This window comes from Brachybacterium zhongshanense (genome assembly GCF_055385755.1).
Genome location: NZ_AP043790.1, coordinates 2845398 through 2861152, shown reverse-complemented (window position 1 = coordinate 2861152; position 15755 = coordinate 2845398). Strand labels below are relative to the sequence as shown.

Annotated in this window: 12 protein-coding genes and 1 pseudogene; 6 read left to right on the top strand and 7 right to left on the bottom strand. The window is 73.0% G+C overall.

Annotated features, from left to right (window positions below):
* Nucleotides 1-84: 84 nt before the first annotated feature.
* From ACZ5AJ_RS12735 to ACZ5AJ_RS12720, 4 genes are all read right to left on the bottom strand, one after another.
* Nucleotides 85-1695, bottom strand: a complete 1611-nt coding sequence (locus ACZ5AJ_RS12735; RefSeq protein ID WP_464135321.1) for a choice-of-anchor G family protein — start codon at nt 1693-1695, stop codon at nt 85-87.
* Between the two features lie 123 nt (nt 1696-1818).
* Complete coding sequence (locus ACZ5AJ_RS12730; RefSeq protein WP_464135319.1) at nt 1819-2232, bottom strand: helix-turn-helix domain-containing protein; 414 nt, start codon at nt 2230-2232, stop codon at nt 1819-1821.
* Nucleotides 2233-2507: 275 nt separating this feature from the next.
* Nucleotides 2508-3746, bottom strand: a complete 1239-nt coding sequence (locus ACZ5AJ_RS12725) for a hypothetical protein (RefSeq protein ID WP_464135317.1) — start codon at nt 3744-3746, stop codon at nt 2508-2510.
* On the bottom strand, nt 3743-4822 hold the full coding sequence (locus ACZ5AJ_RS12720) for a TlpA family protein disulfide reductase (RefSeq protein WP_464135316.1): 1080 nt from the start codon (nt 4820-4822) through the stop codon (nt 3743-3745). Before ACZ5AJ_RS12720 ends, ACZ5AJ_RS12725 begins: the two co-directional genes overlap by 4 nt.
* 114 nt (nt 4823-4936) lie before the next feature.
* Here ACZ5AJ_RS12720 and ACZ5AJ_RS12715 point away from each other — a divergent pair, with 114 nt between their 5' ends.
* From ACZ5AJ_RS12715 to ACZ5AJ_RS12705, 3 genes are all read left to right on the top strand, one after another.
* The gene (locus ACZ5AJ_RS12715; RefSeq protein ID WP_464135314.1) at nt 4937-6319 is read left to right on the top strand and encodes an aldehyde dehydrogenase family protein; all 1383 of its coding nucleotides are present in this window, start codon (nt 4937-4939) and stop codon (nt 6317-6319) included.
* Nucleotides 6320-6876: 557 nt separating this feature from the next.
* Nucleotides 6877-7983, top strand: coding sequence for a M48 family metallopeptidase (locus tag ACZ5AJ_RS12710; RefSeq protein ID WP_464135312.1), 1107 nt, complete (start codon nt 6877-6879; stop codon nt 7981-7983).
* Nucleotides 7984-8089: 106 nt separating this feature from the next.
* Nucleotides 8090-9517 (top strand): MFS transporter, encoded by a 1428-nt coding sequence (locus ACZ5AJ_RS12705; RefSeq protein ID WP_464138767.1) that lies wholly within the window; start codon nt 8090-8092, stop codon nt 9515-9517.
* Nucleotides 9518-9539: 22 nt separating this feature from the next.
* Here ACZ5AJ_RS12705 and ACZ5AJ_RS12700 read toward each other — a convergent pair whose 3' ends face one another.
* The 3 genes from ACZ5AJ_RS12700 to ACZ5AJ_RS12690 all read right to left on the bottom strand — a co-directional run bounded on the left by ACZ5AJ_RS12700 (nt 9540) and on the right by ACZ5AJ_RS12690 (nt 11994).
* The gene (locus ACZ5AJ_RS12700) at nt 9540-9683 is read right to left on the bottom strand and encodes a hypothetical protein (RefSeq protein WP_464135310.1); all 144 of its coding nucleotides are present in this window, start codon (nt 9681-9683) and stop codon (nt 9540-9542) included.
* A gap of 1244 nt (nt 9684-10927) precedes the next feature.
* Complete coding sequence (locus ACZ5AJ_RS12695; RefSeq protein ID WP_464135309.1) at nt 10928-11302, bottom strand: helix-turn-helix domain-containing protein; 375 nt, start codon at nt 11300-11302, stop codon at nt 10928-10930.
* A complete protein-coding gene (locus tag ACZ5AJ_RS12690) occupies nt 11197-11994 on the bottom strand; it encodes a hypothetical protein (protein ID WP_464135308.1) in 798 nt (265 codons plus the stop codon). The genes ACZ5AJ_RS12695 and ACZ5AJ_RS12690 overlap by 106 nt, the downstream gene beginning before the upstream one ends.
* Before the next feature lie 197 nt (nt 11995-12191).
* Here ACZ5AJ_RS12690 and ACZ5AJ_RS12685 point away from each other — a divergent pair.
* From ACZ5AJ_RS12685 to ACZ5AJ_RS12675, 3 genes and pseudogenes are all read left to right on the top strand, one after another.
* Nucleotides 12192-12932, top strand: a pseudogene (locus tag ACZ5AJ_RS12685) (siderophore-interacting protein); the annotation flags it as partial.
* A 371-nt stretch (nt 12933-13303) separates the two neighbouring features.
* Nucleotides 13304-14179 carry a methyltransferase gene (locus ACZ5AJ_RS12680; protein ID WP_464135306.1) on the top strand — a complete coding sequence of 292 codons (876 nt, stop codon included), beginning with the start codon at nt 13304-13306 and terminating at the stop codon, nt 14177-14179.
* Between the two features lie 368 nt (nt 14180-14547).
* Nucleotides 14548-15663, top strand: coding sequence for a transglycosylase family protein (locus ACZ5AJ_RS12675; RefSeq protein WP_464135304.1), 1116 nt, complete (start codon nt 14548-14550; stop codon nt 15661-15663).
* The last annotated feature ends 92 nt before the right edge of the window (nt 15664-15755 follow it).

The window sequence follows — 15755 nt, the reverse complement described above, 5'->3', positions numbered from 1 at the left end:
CCAGCCTATCCGCGCAAGGACGATCGCGGCCCGCGCCCCTCGACCGGGATGACCGATCGGGAGGCGCGGGCCGCGAGGTGCTCATCAGCGGGGCGTGTTGACCCCGACCGAGCCGCGAGCGAGGAACAGGTCGAGCAGATCGAGCATGCCGACGAGGCCGACCTGGAGGGCCGCGACGTCGTACTGCCCCGTCGGGATCGAGGACCAGCGATCGGGCGGCGTCCCCGTCGAGTCGTTCTGCGCGTTGATCTTGAGGACGAGGACGTCCTCGAGCACGTCGAACAGGTCCGCGAGCAGATCGTTGACCGCGCCGAGGGCGGCGTTCACCCCGCCGTCCGCCGACAGCAGGTCCTTGACCTGCGTCGTCACGGTGTCCAGCAGCGCGCTGAGGATGCCGTCCCGGTTCGGGCCGGTCAGATCGGGGATGATCTGGATGCTCTGGCCGAGGACGGTGACGGAGAGCAGCTGGATCGTCGCCGTGCCGTCGGCGATCGACGCCAGCGTGGCGTTCTCGATCTTGAGCACGTCGACGGAGGTCAGCGGGACGCCGAGGAGCGTCACGTTCGCGCTGACCGTCAGGTTCACCGTGACGAGGTCGCTGAGCAGGGCGTTCAGCCACTCGTCGACGATCGTCGTGACCGACGGCGTCGGAGCGGGAGCGTCCGCGAAGAGGCGGGTGTTGGGGTCCAGGCCGTTGAGACCGGTGGACGGGTAGCCGAGGACGGCGCCGAGATCCACGGTCACCTGGCCGTCGCCGGAGGTGTTGGTGAGGTCGAGCTGCAGCGCGGAGCCGCTCGCCGTGGGCAGCGTCCCCGTGATCGCCGCGGTGTTCAGCGTGACGGAGAGGACTGCCTGGAGGTTGGTGAGGTTGGTCGGGAGCAGGCTCGTGATGCTGTTCAGGAGCGGGCCCGCGTCGAGCGTGATCGTCGTGTTCGCGCCGGCGAAGGTGCGCAGCGCGCTGGAGAGCGCCGTGACGGTCGGGGACTCGAGGGAGGTGCGCAGGTAGGCGAGGAGGTAGTCGCGCTCGATCGCCGGGTCGCAGCCGGCGTCCGACGCGGCGATGCCCGCGGCGGCCCCGATGATCAGCCTCAGGTTCGCGACGGAGGCGATGAGGTCCGACAGGGCGCCGTTGGTGCCGACGCCGAGCCGATCCTCCGCCGCCTGCAGGACCGTCTGGAGGTCGAGCGTCGCGAGCGCGGGGGCGTCGGGGCCCGCGTTGGCGGTGTTGATCGCGCCCGTGGCGTCGACCGCTCCGCTGCCGCCCCAGGCCGCGCCGGACTGGTTCGCGTACGCGGACTGGTTGAGGGCGCCGGTGGAGGTGTTCAGGTCGAGGATCGTGCTGAGGGCCTGCGCGGTCCCCGTGAGGTTCACGGTCAGCGCGTCGAGGGCGGTGACGCTCAGGGGGTCGCCGTTGACGCCGTCCTCGACGAGGTCGGGAGTGGTGTCGGCGACGCCGCCCTCGAGCGCGGCGATCGTGTCGAGATCCAGGGGGAGGATGCCGCCGGAGAGGATGCGGCCCTGGCTCTGAGCGTTCCAGAGGGTGTCCTGGTCGCACGGGAAGCTCGCCGCGAAGGCGGGGGCTGCGGAGCCGAGGGCGACGACGGGGACGGACCAGGCGGCGCCGGCCATGAGGGCGCGACGAGGAAGCGGGCGATGCTCGGGGGCGGCAGTGCGCGTGGGACGGGGGGACGGCATGGGGTCCTCCGGGAGGGGGGCGGGGCGGGACCTTTCCAGCATAGGCACAAGAAACGGGCATACCGTGTGGTAATAGGCAAACAGTGCGCGTTCTGAATGTTCCTCTGCGGGAAGTGGACCCGGTCAGCCGAGGGGCTCGAGGTCGCCCGAGGCGGTCACCGCCGTGCGGCGACGCAAGGTCGAGGCGGTCGTCCCGTGCAGGGCCTGGAGCGCTCTGCGCATCGTGAGCGCACTGCCGAACCCCGCATGCCGAGCGATCTCGTCGATGCGCAGGGCGTCGTATCGCGGCGACCCGAGGAGGTGGACGGCGAGCGCCGCTCGCTGACGACGGATCTCGGCCGAGACGCTGGTCTCCGCCTCGGCGAACGCCGCCTGCAGGCGACGCGAGGAGACGGGGATGCCGGCCGCGATGTCCTCGATGCTCAGATTCGGATCCGCCCGACGCTGCGCGATCAGCGCGACCGCCTCCTCGCGCAGGCGGGACGAGGCGGTGGGGCGCTCGGAGCTGGGGATCGACCCCAGTCGGTCGAGGATCATCGAACCGACCATCTCGGTGAGGAGCTGGCCCACCGCATAGGACTCGATAGCGCTGGTGGAGTCGATCGCGTCGGCGGCGACGGCGGAGACGGCGGCGGGGTCGCCGGCGGCGGATGGGTCACCGACGCCCTCCTCGAGACCACCACCAACGCGACGGTCACACCCAGGTGCTGACTACCCGCATGCGCTGATCGTCCGTCCGCCTCGCCTGCGCGGTCAGGGCGGACGGACGGTGCCCGGCGCGGGCTCGCCCACTTCCCGGGGGCGAGCCCGCGTCAGCGTTCCGGGCGCACGAGGCCGGCCTGTACTGCATGGATGAACCCTTCGAGCGGACCTCGCAGCCACGCCCGCACGACGCCCGCCCGACCGCCGCCCGTCACCCCTGCGCCCGCCTGACCGGCACTCGCCGAGCCGCCCCCCGCCCGTCGGATGATCGGCGCGACCGCCGCCCGCCACAGCATCGGCGCGACGAGCCCGACGACGATCAGGAGGGCGAGCATCGCCCAGCTGTCGTCCCGCTCATACGGATGACGGGTCTGGAAGACGTGCAGGATCAGCACGTGGAGGGCGTAGAGCGACAGGCTCGCCTGTCCCGGCCATGCGAGCACGGCGGCGACTGCCGTCGGCAGGAGTCGGTCGAGGGGGCTTGCCTGCACGGTCCACGCCGCGAGGAGCACGCCGAGCGCGCCGGCGGCGACGCCCAGCTGCTCGGCCGGGGTCCCGTCGTAGGCGCGGACCTCGAAAAGACCCAGCAGGTTCGGCGCCATGACGAGGGCGACGAACATCGCCGCCGCTGCCGTCGTCGCGACCGCTCCGCGCGTCCATGGGAGCGTCGGCCGCAGCAGTCGCACGGCGAGCATGCCGAGGATCGCGCACAGCACGAAGCCCGTCAGACGGTACGGTCCGGCACCGCCGAGGTCGCCGAGGGCCTCCCGCACCGAGTCTTGCAGCGGATCCGCCGTCGCACCGGACGGCCCGGGGATGGAGGCGGCAGTCATCCGCCCGTAGATCACAGGCACCCCGGCGGCGAAGGCCGCGGCGAGCACGGCCGCGACGGCCAGAGCGCGCGTCCCCAGCCGTACGAGCGGGATGCACAGCACCATCAGCACGGCCAGATGCATCAGCACGATCACCACGGCGGCGTGCGACTGCGCGAGCAGCAGGCCCAGGCCGAGCACGAGGAGCGCCCGCACGACGGTGCGAGCGATGTCGCGACCGTCGGCGCCTCGGGTGCGGATCGCGGTCGGGCCGCCGGCTGACCCACTGGCTGCCCCGTGGGCCGCGGTGACGGTAGACGGTGCGCTGCGCTCGCGGCCGAGCTGCGCGCCCGCTCCGACGAGCAGTGCGAACAGGGGCGCTGTCAGGAACTCGCTGACCAGCAGGATCCGCAGCGGGCCGTCCGACGGCGCCACATGCGCGGTCACCATCAGGAGGTAGGCGGCGGTCCGTGCCCAGTCGACGAAGAGGACGCGGGATCCGGCCGCGCGGGCCGGAGCGTCGACCGCGACGCTCACCCGATCTCCCCGTCGGCCTGCGCTGCGGTGATCTGTTCGCGGATCTCGTCGACGAACCCGATGACCTCCTGGCCGCCCTTCACGGGACCGCCGGCGAGCATGCCGTCGGCGCCGAGGAGCACGGCGCTCGGGGTGCCGCGGGAGCCGAGGGCCTCGCGGGCGCTGAAGCCGGGATCGAAGAGGGACTGCTCGCCGAGGCGCGTCGTCGTGCGCTCCCGCAGCGAGGCGGGGGTCGCCTTCAGCACCGCATGCACCTGCAGGAACCCTCCGAGCTCCGCGGTCCAGGTCGGGAACTGGTCCATCACCCGCTCGCAGGGGCCGCAGCCCTCGGAGACGAACACCAGCAGCGCGGCCTGCTGGGAGGTGAGCTCGCGGAGGGTCACGAGGGAGCCGTCGGGCCGCTGGAGGACCCCGGCGGGGATCGCCGTGCGCTCGTAGTCGAGGAGCTCATCGGTATCGCCTGTCCCGTCGGCCGCGCCCGTCCCGGCGGGCTCGCCAGAGGCGCCGGTGTCGCCGGGGCGGTGCCCGGATCCCTGTGCGCTCGCCTCCCGCGCGACGGCCGAGGTGACCCCGCCGAGGACGAGCACGGTCAGCAGCACCGAGGCGCCGACGCCGAGCGCCGCGCTCAGCAGCAGCAGCGGCGTCTGCTCGAGGGCCGTGGTCATGATCCCGCGGGACGCGGCGACGAGGGCGACGAGCGACAGCACCGTCAGCAGGATGTTGCGGAAGAGGGTCGACGAGGAGATCGTCGGCGAGGCGAGCGTCCCGAAGCAGGAGCATTCGGCGGGCACTCCGTTGAGGAGCGCGCGGACGATGATCGCCAGATAGGTCGTCATGAGCAGGGCGACCAGCAGCGCGAGGACCGTCTGCGAAGGGACCCAGGGGATCCACCAGGCGAGACCGAGGACGATCTCGGCCGTCGGCAGCACCGTCGCGATCAGCAGGTGCAGGCGCGGTGCGGGGATGCGCAGCGAGACCATCGCGTCCTGCAGGGCGCGGCGGTCGCCGAGCTTCGCGAGCCCCGACACCAGCAGCGTCAGCGTCAGCAGGATCGGGGCGGCGATCAGCAGGGTCATCGGGGGAATGCTCCTCGGACGGGGACGGGCGGGCCGTACCCCACTGAGCCTAGAGCCACAGGCGACGCGGCGGCGCCCACCAGCCTCGGAGGCGACCGATCTATCGTGGAGCGCATGCCGTCCGAGCCCTCCGCCCCCGCCGCCCTCCGCGCCTCCTTCGCCGCGGGCACCACCCGCAGCGTCGACGCGCGCCTCGCGCAGCTCGACGCGCTCCTGCGCGGACTGCGCGCCGAGGAGAAGAGCCTCACGCGCGCGCTCGCCGAGGACCTCGGCAAGAGCCGCCTCGAGTCGGCGATCACCGAGCTCGGCGTGCTCACCCAGGAGATCGCGCACGTCTCCCGCCATCTGCGCAGCTGGTTGCGGCCCGAGCGCTTCCGGGTCGACGCGCTGCTGGCCCCTGCCACCGGAGAGATCTGGCGCGAGCCGCTCGGGACGGTCCTGGTCATCGCCCCGTGGAACTATCCGCTGAACCTGTCGCTCGGACCGGTGATCGGTGCGATCGCCGGCGGGAACACGGTCGTGCTGAAGCCCAGCGAGATCGCGCCGGCGACGTCGGCGGCGATCGCCCGACTGGTCGAGAAGCACCTGGATCCCGCGTGGGTGCGGGTGGTCGAGGGCGGCGTCGAGGAGACGACGGAGCTCCTCGCCGAGCGCTTCGACCTGGTGTTCTACACGGGCAACGGCCGCGTCGGACGCATCGTCGCCCGCGCCGCGGCCGAGCACCTCACCCCGGTGGTCCTCGAGCTCGGCGGGAAGTCGCCCGTCTTCGTCGACGACGACGTCGATCTGCGGACCGCCGCCCGGCGGATCGTCTGGGGCAGGTTCACGAATGCCGGGCAGACCTGCGTCGCCCCCGACTACCTCATGGCGACGCCCGCGACGATCGAGCGGCTCGTGCCGGAGCTCCGCCGCGCCGTGCGCGAGATGTACGGCAGGAGCCCGGAGCGCTCACCCGACTACGGTCGCATCATCACCGCAGGCCACTATGAACGGCTGCTGGGGCTCATGGACGACGGACGCGCCGTCGTCGGCGGGCCGTCGTCGGCCGATCCAGGCACCCGCTTCATCCCGCCGACGATCCTCGTCGACGTCGGCTGGGACGATCCCGTAATGGCCGAGGAGATCTTCGGCCCGATCCTGCCGATCCTCGCGGTCGACGGGCCCGACGAGGCGATCGACCGCATCGTCGCAGGCGACAAGCCCCTGACCGCCTACGTCTTCACGGGATCGCCCGAGGTCGAGCGGGCCTTCGCCGCCCGGACCTCGTCGGGCTCCCTCGCGCTCGGCTTCACCCTCGCTCACGTGGGGACCACCGCGATGCCCTTCGGCGGCGTCGGCGCCTCCGGCACCGGCCAGTACCACGGCCGGGCCGGGCTGGAGGTCTTCACGCACGCCAAGCCCGTCGTGCGCAAGCCCCTCAGACCGGACACTCTCGCGCTCATCCGTCCGCCGTACAAGGGGATGCGCAAGCGGCTGCTGCGTCGGCTGTTCCGCTGATCGCGCCCGATCCTCCCGTCCCGGCGGCCGTCCGACGATCGCAGGAGCGGATCGGTCGCCCGGATGATGTCGGACGTGCCGGCCGCTCTCGGCACCCCTACGTCGGTCGATGATCAGCCCGGATCCAGGGAACAGGATGGTCGTGCGGGGAGTCCGGGACTAGCGTCTGAACCGGCCGCTTCGGCCGACGTACGGATGAGGAAGGGCACACCATGTCGACACCGCCTCCGGAGAATGCGTCGTTCTCCAGCCCGACGAGCGGATACGGAGATCCCGGTGGCGCCCGGGGATCCGGCGATCCAGGTGCATCCGGTGCGCCCGGTGGCCCTGGCGGTCCCGGCGCGCCCGGTGGCCCCGGTGCATCCGGTGGCCCCGGTGGCCCTGGTGGTCCCGGTGGCACGGGAGGAACCGGGGGCACTGGAGGACCAGGCGGGCGGGGCCTGCCGGGGAGCGGCCGTCCCCAGAACCCGAACCTCGTCAACGGCGCCACCGTCCACGGCATCCTGGGGCAGCAGCGGATCCGCCACCCGTGGGAGCTGCCGCTGCTGGGAGTCGGCGTGGCCCTGACCATCCTCGCCTACGTCGGCTGGACCGTCCTGATGGTCTCCACCGTCTACCTCAGGATCGTCGAGGGCGAGCAGACCGTCGCGGAGCTGTGGCAGTGGGTGAGCCTGCTGCCCTTCCTGATCCAGCTCGCGGTCGTCCTGCCGCTGTTCCCGCTCCTCGCCTGGTGGGTGCGCGCGATCCAGTACGCCCAGCTGCGCGTCTCCGGCGTCCGCATGAGCCCCACCCAGTTCCCCGAGGGATATCGGATGGTCGTGGAGGCCGCACGCGCCTTCGGCATGCGCCGCGTTCCCGACGCCTACGTCCAGCTCGGCAACGGCGTCATCAACGCCTTCGCCGCCGGTCACGGTTTCCGCCGCTTCGTCGTCATCAACTCGGACCTGTTCGAGGTGGGCGGAGCGGTCCGCGATCCGGAGGCGCTGCGCTTCGTGATCGGCCACGAGGTCGGGCATCTCGCCGCCGGCCACGTCTCCTACTTCCGACTCGTGCTCGCCAACGTCATCCGCATGCTGCCGATCCTCGGCCCCGCCTTCTCCCGCTCCCAGGAGTACACGGCCGACAACTACGGCTACGCGATCGCCCCGGGCGGCGCCCCCGGCGTCATGGGGCTGCTCTCCGGCGGCAAGTACCTCCACGCCGACGTCAACGTCAACGAGCTCGCCGACCGTGCCGCCACCGATCCCAGCTTCTTCGTGCACTGGGCGAACTGGCTGTCCTCCCATCCGGTGACGACCTGGCGCGCCCACGCGCTGCGGGACCGTTCCAAGGCCGGCTCCCTGTGGATCCGACCCAGCGGGGCGCTCTACAGCTCGCCGCTTCCGCCCGGGCACGTGTGGTCCTCGAAGTTCCCGACCCCCGGGGACGCCCTGGCCATGCTCGATCAGGCCGACAGCCTCCGACCCGCCGGCACCGCCGACCAGTTCGGCCGGTTCCCCGGCGGGGACTACTCGGCCAAGCCGCCGGCTCGTCAGGTGCAGCTGGCCGCGCCGCTGCTGTCGGCGCGCACCGGCTATGCGATCCCCGTCGGCCCCTATCGCGATGACGCCCGCGGGCCGGTCCCCGCGGACGGCATGAACCCCTGGTCGAGCACCGGGAGCTGAGCGGCTCCGCGGGGCCCCGGATCCGCGGGAGGCTCCGGCCGACGTCGGGCCGGGGCCTCCTGTCCCTTGCCCGCTCAAGCCGCGGTCGGCCTATCCTGCAGGGGTGATGCCCGACCCCAGCGCCCCGCAGCCCGCGGTGCGCCGCAAGCCCCTGCTCGCCGTCCTCCTCGCTCCGCTGTTCATGGCGCTCATCGCCGTGAGCGTCATCAACGTCGCCCTGACGGCGATCGGCGAGGGTCTCGGCGCCTCGAGCGAGGGCCTGCAGTGGGTGATCTCCGGCTACGCCCTCGCCTTCGGCGTGCTGCTGGTGCCCGCGGGGCGAGCAGGCGACGCCACCGGCCGACGGCGCGTGTTCGTCCTCGGCGTCGCCCTGTTCACGATCGGATCGCTCGCCAGCGGCCTCGCCCCGAACGTCGAGATGCTCAACCTCGCCCGCATCCTGCAGGGCGTCGGCTCCGGGCTGCTGAACCCGCAGACCGTCGCCCTCATCCAGAAGCACTTCCGCGGGCAGGACCGCGCCCGGGCGTTCGCGCTGCTCGCCACGACCGTCGCGGTCGCCACGGCCATCGGCCCCGTCATCGGCGGCCTGCTGATCCAGCTGCTCGGTCCCGATCAGGGCTGGCGCTGGATGTTCCTGATGAACGTGCCCATCGGCGTGATCGCCGTGATCGCCGCCTACCGCTGGATCCCCGACGACCGGGTCCGCGGGGGAGAGCGTCCCCAGCTCGACGTCGGCGGCACCGCCCTGCTGACCCTCGCCATCCTCGGCATCATGCTGCCCTTCCTCGAGCGCAGCGCGAGCGTGCTGGTGTGGCTGTCGTTCCCCGTCGGCCTGCTGCTGCTCGGCGGCTGGTGGGCCTGGGAGGAGCGGGTCAAGCGCGCCGGCCGCGCCCCCATGGTCGACCCGGCGATCTTCCGCAACGAGCCGTTCCGCAACGGCATCCTCATCGTCTCGATCTACTTCCTGGGCGCCACCAGCGTGTGGATCATCGTCCCGCTCTACCTCCAGATGCACCTCGGGCACACCGCCTTCGAGGCCTCGCTGCTGGGCCTGCCCTCCTCGATCGCCGCCGCGATCTCCTCCCAGGTCGCCGGGCGCCACGTCCTCCGCCTGGGCCGACGGATGGTCATCATCGGCTTCGCCATCGCCTTCTGCGGCCTCGGCGGGACGGCCCTGCTGGTCGGGCCCGTCGAGCAGGGCTGGATCCCGTTCTGGCTGCTCGCGGTCCCGCTGACCCTCATGGGCCTCAGCCAGGGCATGACGATCTCCCCGAACCAGACCCTCACCCTGAACTCCGTGGACCCCCGCTACGGCGGCGTCGCCGGAGGCATCCTCCAGCTCGGGCAGCGCCTCGGCGCGGCCATCGGCACCGCCGTGATCCCCGGCATCATCTTCTCCCTCACCGAGTCGGGGAAGGGCTGGCTGGAGGCGTTCATCATCGCCGTGGTCATCATCATGGCGCTGACGCTGGTCGCGATGGGCGTCAGCGTCGTCGACCGGAACCGCGAGAAGGCCGGCCCCGCGGCGCTGTGACCATCGGGTCGGCGGATGCTCGTCAGCCGCGCAGCAGGTCCGCGAGCTCGTGGAGCATCGCGGGCTGCCACCGCGCCCAGTCGTGCCCGCCGGAGTGCAGTGCGAAGCGCACATCGAGTCCGGCGTCCCGAAGGGCATCGGCGAGGGCGCGTGACGTCGTCGGCATCGTGCCCTCGTACCGACCTGCATGGAGACGGATCCGATGCGAGCGGATCCTCCGGCTCGAGCCGCCGCCCGCATCCGCCAGCGCACGACGCAGCGGCCCGACCAGCGAGCCCTCCGGATAGCGCCACAGCGAGGTGGACCGGGCGATCGCGGCGGTGATCTCACCGGGAGCCTGGCGAGCGCGAACAGCGAGGTCAGACCGCCGAAGCTGGATCCGGTGACGATGATGCGCGAGGGGTCGATGCGCACCGCGGCGCCCGGCCCGGCCCGGTGGTGCCGGTCGCGCTCGTCGAGGCCGTCCGCGAGGAGCCGGGGCACGAGCGCGCGGGCGATCCAGCGGGCGTGACCGCCGGGGACGCCGAGCACCTGCGCGCGCTGCGGACCCGAGTCGACGAACACCGCCGCGAGCGGCGGCAGGACACCCGCGTCGACGCCGCGGGCGAGGGCCGCCGGAGTGCCCAGATGCTCGACGTGCTCGGCGGCGTCGGTGACGATCAGCAGGGGCACCCGCGCAGGCGCCGCCGGAGGCGCGGGCGAGGAGGGCGGGCGATGCGTCCGCGAGGACGCCCACCAGCGGGCGCGCGGCTCGCCGGCCGAGGTCGGCAGCTCGCGGACCATGGCCGACGGGCTCGACGGACTCGAAGGGCCGTCGCGCAGGTCCGCGGCGTCCATGGCGCTGGCGGTGCAGATGGCGCTGTCGGGCGTCCTCGCGAACGGCCCGTCGTCGGGCAGGCAGATGATCGAGCGCCGGCCGCCGCCGCGGACCGCACCATGGCCCAGCGGGTTGCCGGGATCGGCGAGGACGGGAGCGCCCGGGGACTTCATGCCGCGGTCGCGCCAGGGCGGATCGTCGGTGCCGTCGTGCTCGAGGAAGCCATAGCTTGCGCGCCAGTCGTAGGGGACCTCGAAGACCCCCTCCCACCAGCCGTCCGACGAGCGCTGCAGGTCGCAGCCGGTCTCCGGCACCGGATGCCACCATCCGGAGGCCTGCAGCGCGACCGCGCGGGCGTTGGGCGCCCGATGGCGGAAGCGGACGAGGGCGGTGCGCTCGCCCCGGCGCACGACCTCGGGACCGGACGGATGATCCGGATCGGACGGATGGTCCGGGTCGGACGGGGGGATCGCGCCGGGCGTCGGGACGGATGATCTCCACCCGGTCCGGGGCTCCCGCCGGGCGGGGCAGCGGCATCCATCGAGCCTCGGGGAACAGCCGAGCCTCGGGGAGCGGATGGCTGTCGGGGCGGGTCATGCGCTCGTCTCCGTCGCCGACGTCGGAGGCCTGCCCGTGACGGAGGCGAAGGCACGGGAGAAGCCGCTCGCGTGGGCGAAGCCGACGCGCCGGGCGACGGTCTTCACGGCGACCCCGGCCGAGAGGAGATCCATGGCCTGCTCGGCGCGCACGGCATTGCGCCAGGGCACGAAGCTGGTGCCCGCGGTGCGGCGGAACGCCCGCTCGAGGGACCGGCGCCGGGCCGCTGCGGCCGACGGCGGGATGCTCGTGCCCGCCGGGGCCGTCAGACAGCACCAGGTCGCGGGCGACCAGGGGCCGGCGGGGTCGCGGATGACCCGCTCGCGCAGCAGCTCGACGTCGGCCGGTCGGGAGCCGTCGACGTGCAGCACGCCTGCTCGCTGCACGAGGTCCGCGAGCGCCCGCGGCAGCTGGGCGGGATGTCCAGGGCCATGTGCTCGGGCAGATCGACGGGGACGGCGGTGCCGTCGGGGGAGCGGAGCATCACCGTGACCGGTCCGAAGACGGCCAGGACCAGGACGTTCTCCGTCTCGTTGGCGACCCGGTCGATATGGGAGACCGGAGGGGTGCGGATGTCGGCGGGGTTCTCGTGCATCTGCGAGCGGACCGCCTCCTGCAGCACCGCGAGGCGCGATGCGGTGGGCCGCAGCTCGGTGATGGAGGCGACCGAGAGCGAGAGCAGCGCCGCCCCGAGCGCCCGGTCGACCTCCCGCACATGCACGCTCGATCCGAGGTCGGGCTCGGTCCCGCGCACCGGATCGATCTCCCGGGAGGAGCCCTCGACCGGCAGGAACACCGGATGCAGCACGGAGTCCGGGGCGACCTCGAGAGCATGCAGACGGCCGTGGGGCACGAACATCGCCTGCCCGGCACGGAGCACCGTGCCCGTGCGCTCCTCCATCCCCTCGCACGTCCGGCCGTGCATCGGTGCGTCGGCCGCACCGAGGTCGATCCGCGCCTCCCCGGACCGGCACCACAGGACCACGTCGGTGCCGCGATGCCGGCGCGCCCGCAGGCTCGACCGGCCCCAGCGCGCACCGGTCGATGCGCTCTCCGCGATCATGGTGGTCGACGTCGGGAGTGTCGCAATCGGGTACGTAGCGCTCTCCTCACGGCAGTCTTCCGATAACAGCTGAGGGTTACCTTACTGAAGGTCGGCGCGGACCGGGGGCCCGCTGCCGTTCCTCGGGACCGCATCCGCACCTCCTGCCCCCCCGCCCGCTGCTGCCCGCCCTGGTCTGCCCGACCGAGGAGAGAACCATGTGCTCGCTGCGCGACTGGACGTACTACCCGATCACCACTCGCGAGCTCGTCGTGCGGGCCGCCCGTGACATCACCCCGGGCATGCGCCGGATCACCCTCGGCGGTCCCGGCCTCGAGGCCCACACCGCCGAGTCCGGCCATCCCGTCCAGGCGTTCCGCTCCGACGGCTTCGACGACGAGTTCAAGCTGTTCCTGCGTCACCCGGACGAGCCGGTCGCGCTGGCCCCCGTCCAGCTCGACGGCGTGCTGGACTGGCCGCGGGATCCGCATCTGATCTCCCGCACCTACACGGTGCGCCGCTGGGACCCGGTCGCCCGCGAGGTCGACGTCGACCTCGTGCTGCACGGAGACGGCCCCGCCGCCGCGTGGGCGCGGAGCGTGCAGGTCGGGGAGAGCATCCGCATCGCCGGGCCGAAGATGTCCGGCACCCATCCCGTGGGCGTCGACTGGACCCTCGTCCTCGGGGACGAGACCGCCCTGCCCGCCATCGGCCGCTGGCTCGAGGAGTTCCCCGACGGGGCCCGCGCCCAGGTGATCATCGAGGTCGGCGAGGACTCCCACCGCCAGGAGCTGTCCGTCCCCGACGGGGTCGAGCTGACCTGGCTCTCCCGCGACGGTGCCCCCGCAGGGAGCACGACGCTCCTGCTCGACGCGGTCCGTGCGCTCGACTGGTGGCCCGGTCGGGTGTTCGCCTGGGCGGCCGGCGAGGCCATCACCCTCGCTCCCATCCGCCGCTGGCTGCGCCGCGAGAAGCAGCTGCCGCGCGAGCAGCTCGACGTCGTCGGCTACTGGCGGCGCTCCCCGGAGCCTCCGGCCGCCGCCGAGGCGGCGGAAGCATCCGAGGGGCAGGCGGAGAACCGGTCGTCGTCCGGCGCTCCGGCCGACGATCCGGCGTCGTCCGACGATGGACCTGCCCCGACGGACGGGGCTGCCCCGGCGGACGGGGCTGCCCTGGCGGACGGGGCTGCCCCGGCCGCAGAGGACGAGGACCTGCTGCATCTCGCCGAGCTCGCCACCCCGCTCGCCCTGCGCGTGGCGGCGACGATCGGCCTCGGCCCGCTGCTCGCCGACGGCCCCGTCCCGACCTCCGACATCGCCCGGGCCACCGGATGCGACGAGGGGGCCTCGCCCATCTTCTGCGCTACCTCGACGTCGCGGGCTTCGTCGCCTCGTCGGGTGGTCCGTCGCCCGACGGACCGGCGGGCCTGCGCTGGGAGTGGACGGAGCGCGCGATCGACATGGGCGACGACTGGTACGAGGAGCGGCTGCGCCTCGACGGAACCCACGGCCTGCGCGAGCTCGGGCTGCTGGGTCTGCTGGCCGCCGTCCGCACCGGCTCCGGGCCGGATCCCGAGCCCGGGCTGCGTGCCCTGGGCATCGTCGCGGCCGACGACGAGGCCGAGCGCCGGGCCGCTCGTCTCGCCGCCGAGGCCGACGGCGCGGTCTACCTGGCCGGTCCGCTCGCCGAGGCGGACCTCCTCGCCGAGCACGGCAGCCTGCGGATCTCTGGCCGCGGAGCCGACGAGGTCGCCCTCGCCCTGCACCGCGCCCGCCCCGATCTGCGCCTCAGCGTCCTCGTCGATGCGGCCGACGCCGCCGGGGTGCGAGAGCGCCTCGCCGCGGCGGATCCGTCGGCCGCGGCGATCCCCGTCGAGGACGGCGGGCTGTTCGACGCACCCGACAGCGATGCGGATGCGCATCTGCTCGTCGACCTGCTGGACCGCTACCCCGACGACGCGGCGATCGCCGTGCTGCGGCGCGCCCGCGAGGCCTGCCGGGGCGGGCGCGTGGTGCTGGTCGGCGAGGCCCTGGACGCCGAGGCGCTCGACGAGCACGAGTGCGAGGACGACCTCGTCGGCTTCTCCCGCGGCGAGGCGGGGCTGCGCACCCGGAACCAGCGCGACGCCCTGATCGAGCGGGCGGGACTCCAGGTCGTGGGCCGTGCGAGCGTGGGGTGGGGGTTCGATGTCCGCGTCCTCGCCTGATCCCGCAGGCACCCGGTCCGGGGATGCTCTGCCCGGAGGCGACGCGCGTGGATACGCGTGACGAACTCGTCCGTCGACCGACATGCCGCGCCATTTCGGCAAAGAATTGGCAAAATCCCCGGTCGGAGTTGGTCTGCGAGGGTTTTCCGAGGGGCGTGCGGCGTGCACGGTAAGAGGGCGTCCGCAGCAGGTTCGCAGGTCACGCCCAGGAGCATCCCGCTCGTGAGCGCCCGGCGGAGCGGGCGCGTCGGCATCACCCGGTGCATCGCCGTCCCTTCCTGAGTCCTTCCCCGTTCCCCTCCCGGTGCCTCCCCGCACTTCCCCCCCTTCCCTTCCGCAGCGCCGAGCTGTTCCCCGAGGAGCCCCAGATGGCTGTCACGACCCGACGGACCCCCACCCACCGCGCCGAGGGCGCCCCCGCGTACTTCCGCGGGACGCGCGTCGCCCCCAAGGTCGCCGCCATGACCGGCGGAGCCGTCATCGCTGCGGGTGTCGCCATGGGCGGCACCTCCGTCGCGACCGCGGACACCACCGTGTGGGACAAGGTCGCCCAGTGCGAGTCCACCGGCAACTGGTCCATCAACACCGGCAACGGCTACTACGGCGGCCTGCAGTTCTCGAAGTCCACGTGGAAGGCCTTCGGCGGCACCGCCTACGCCGCCACCGCCGACAAGGCCACCAAGGCGCAGCAGATCGCCGTCGCTCAGCGCACCCTGTACGCGCAGGGACCGGGCGCCTGGCCCACCTGCGGCGCCCGAGCCGGTCTGACCAAGGCCAACGGTGGTGCCGATCCCAACGCCCAGCCGGCGGGATCCTCCAGCTCCTCGGGCTCGTCCAGCTCCTCCGGCTCCTCGAGCGCCAGCCGCGACGAGGACCGCACCTCGCCCAGCAGCGGCTCGCTCACGGTCGACGGCAAGTTCGGCCCCGCCACCACCCGCGCCCTGCAGAAGTGGATCGGCGTCTCGCAGGACGGCTCGCTCTCCACCAGCGACATCAAGGCCCTGCAGAGCAAGCTCGGCGTCACCGCCGACGGCAAGATCGGCGCGAAGACCACGGCGGCGCTGCGCTCCACCATGGGCCTGTCGAGCAACGGCGCCTGGGACTTCCGCAGCAACTATGCGACCGTCAAGGCCCTCCAGCAGTTCCTCAACGGCGGCGGGGCCTCCTCGAGCGGCTCCTCCTCGTCGGGCTCCTCCTCAGGCTCCTCCAGCTCGACGGGCACGCTCGTGGTCGACGGCAAGTTCGGCCCGGCCACCACCCGTGCGCTGCAGGGATGGATCGGCGTCTCGCAGGACGGTTCGCTGTCGACCAGCGACATCAAGGCCCTGCAGAAGAAGGTCGGGGCGACGGCCGACGGCAAGATCGGCTCCGAGACCACCCGCAAGCTGCGCGCCCAGATCGGCCTGTCCAGCAACGGCGTCTGGGACTTCCGCACCAACTACGCCACCGTCAAGGCCCTCCAGCAGTACCTGAACGCGCACTGACGCGTCCTGCGATGCGCGCACCGACGATGCCGTCGGTGCGCGCATCGCTGCTGTCGGGGCGCACGCAGTCCCTGTCGTCGGGCGCGCCAGCC

What these genes read in the sequence shown, in the direction of transcription:
- ACZ5AJ_RS12735 (WP_464135321.1), bottom strand. Translation starts at nt 1,695, where the DNA reads ATGCCGTCCCCCCGTCCCACGCGCACTGCCGCCCCCGAGCATCGCCCG.
- ACZ5AJ_RS12730 (WP_464135319.1), bottom strand. Translation starts at nt 2,232, where the DNA reads ATGATCCTCGACCGACTGGGGTCGATCCCCAGCTCCGAGCGCCCCACC.
- ACZ5AJ_RS12720 (WP_464135316.1), bottom strand. Translation starts at nt 4,822, where the DNA reads ATGACCCTGCTGATCGCCGCCCCGATCCTGCTGACGCTGACGCTGCTG.
- ACZ5AJ_RS12715 (WP_464135314.1), top strand. Translation starts at nt 4,937, where the DNA reads ATGCCGTCCGAGCCCTCCGCCCCCGCCGCCCTCCGCGCCTCCTTCGCC.
- ACZ5AJ_RS12705 (WP_464138767.1), top strand. Translation starts at nt 8,090, where the DNA reads ATGCCCGACCCCAGCGCCCCGCAGCCCGCGGTGCGCCGCAAGCCCCTG.
- ACZ5AJ_RS12700 (WP_464135310.1), bottom strand. Translation starts at nt 9,683, where the DNA reads ATGCCGACGACGTCACGCGCCCTCGCCGATGCCCTTCGGGACGCCGGA.
- ACZ5AJ_RS12690 (WP_464135308.1), bottom strand. Translation starts at nt 11,994, where the DNA reads ATGATCGCGGAGAGCGCATCGACCGGTGCGCGCTGGGGCCGGTCGAGC.
- ACZ5AJ_RS12680 (WP_464135306.1), top strand. Translation starts at nt 13,304, where the DNA reads ATGCGACGAGGGGGCCTCGCCCATCTTCTGCGCTACCTCGACGTCGCG.
- ACZ5AJ_RS12675 (WP_464135304.1), top strand. Translation starts at nt 14,548, where the DNA reads ATGGCTGTCACGACCCGACGGACCCCCACCCACCGCGCCGAGGGCGCC.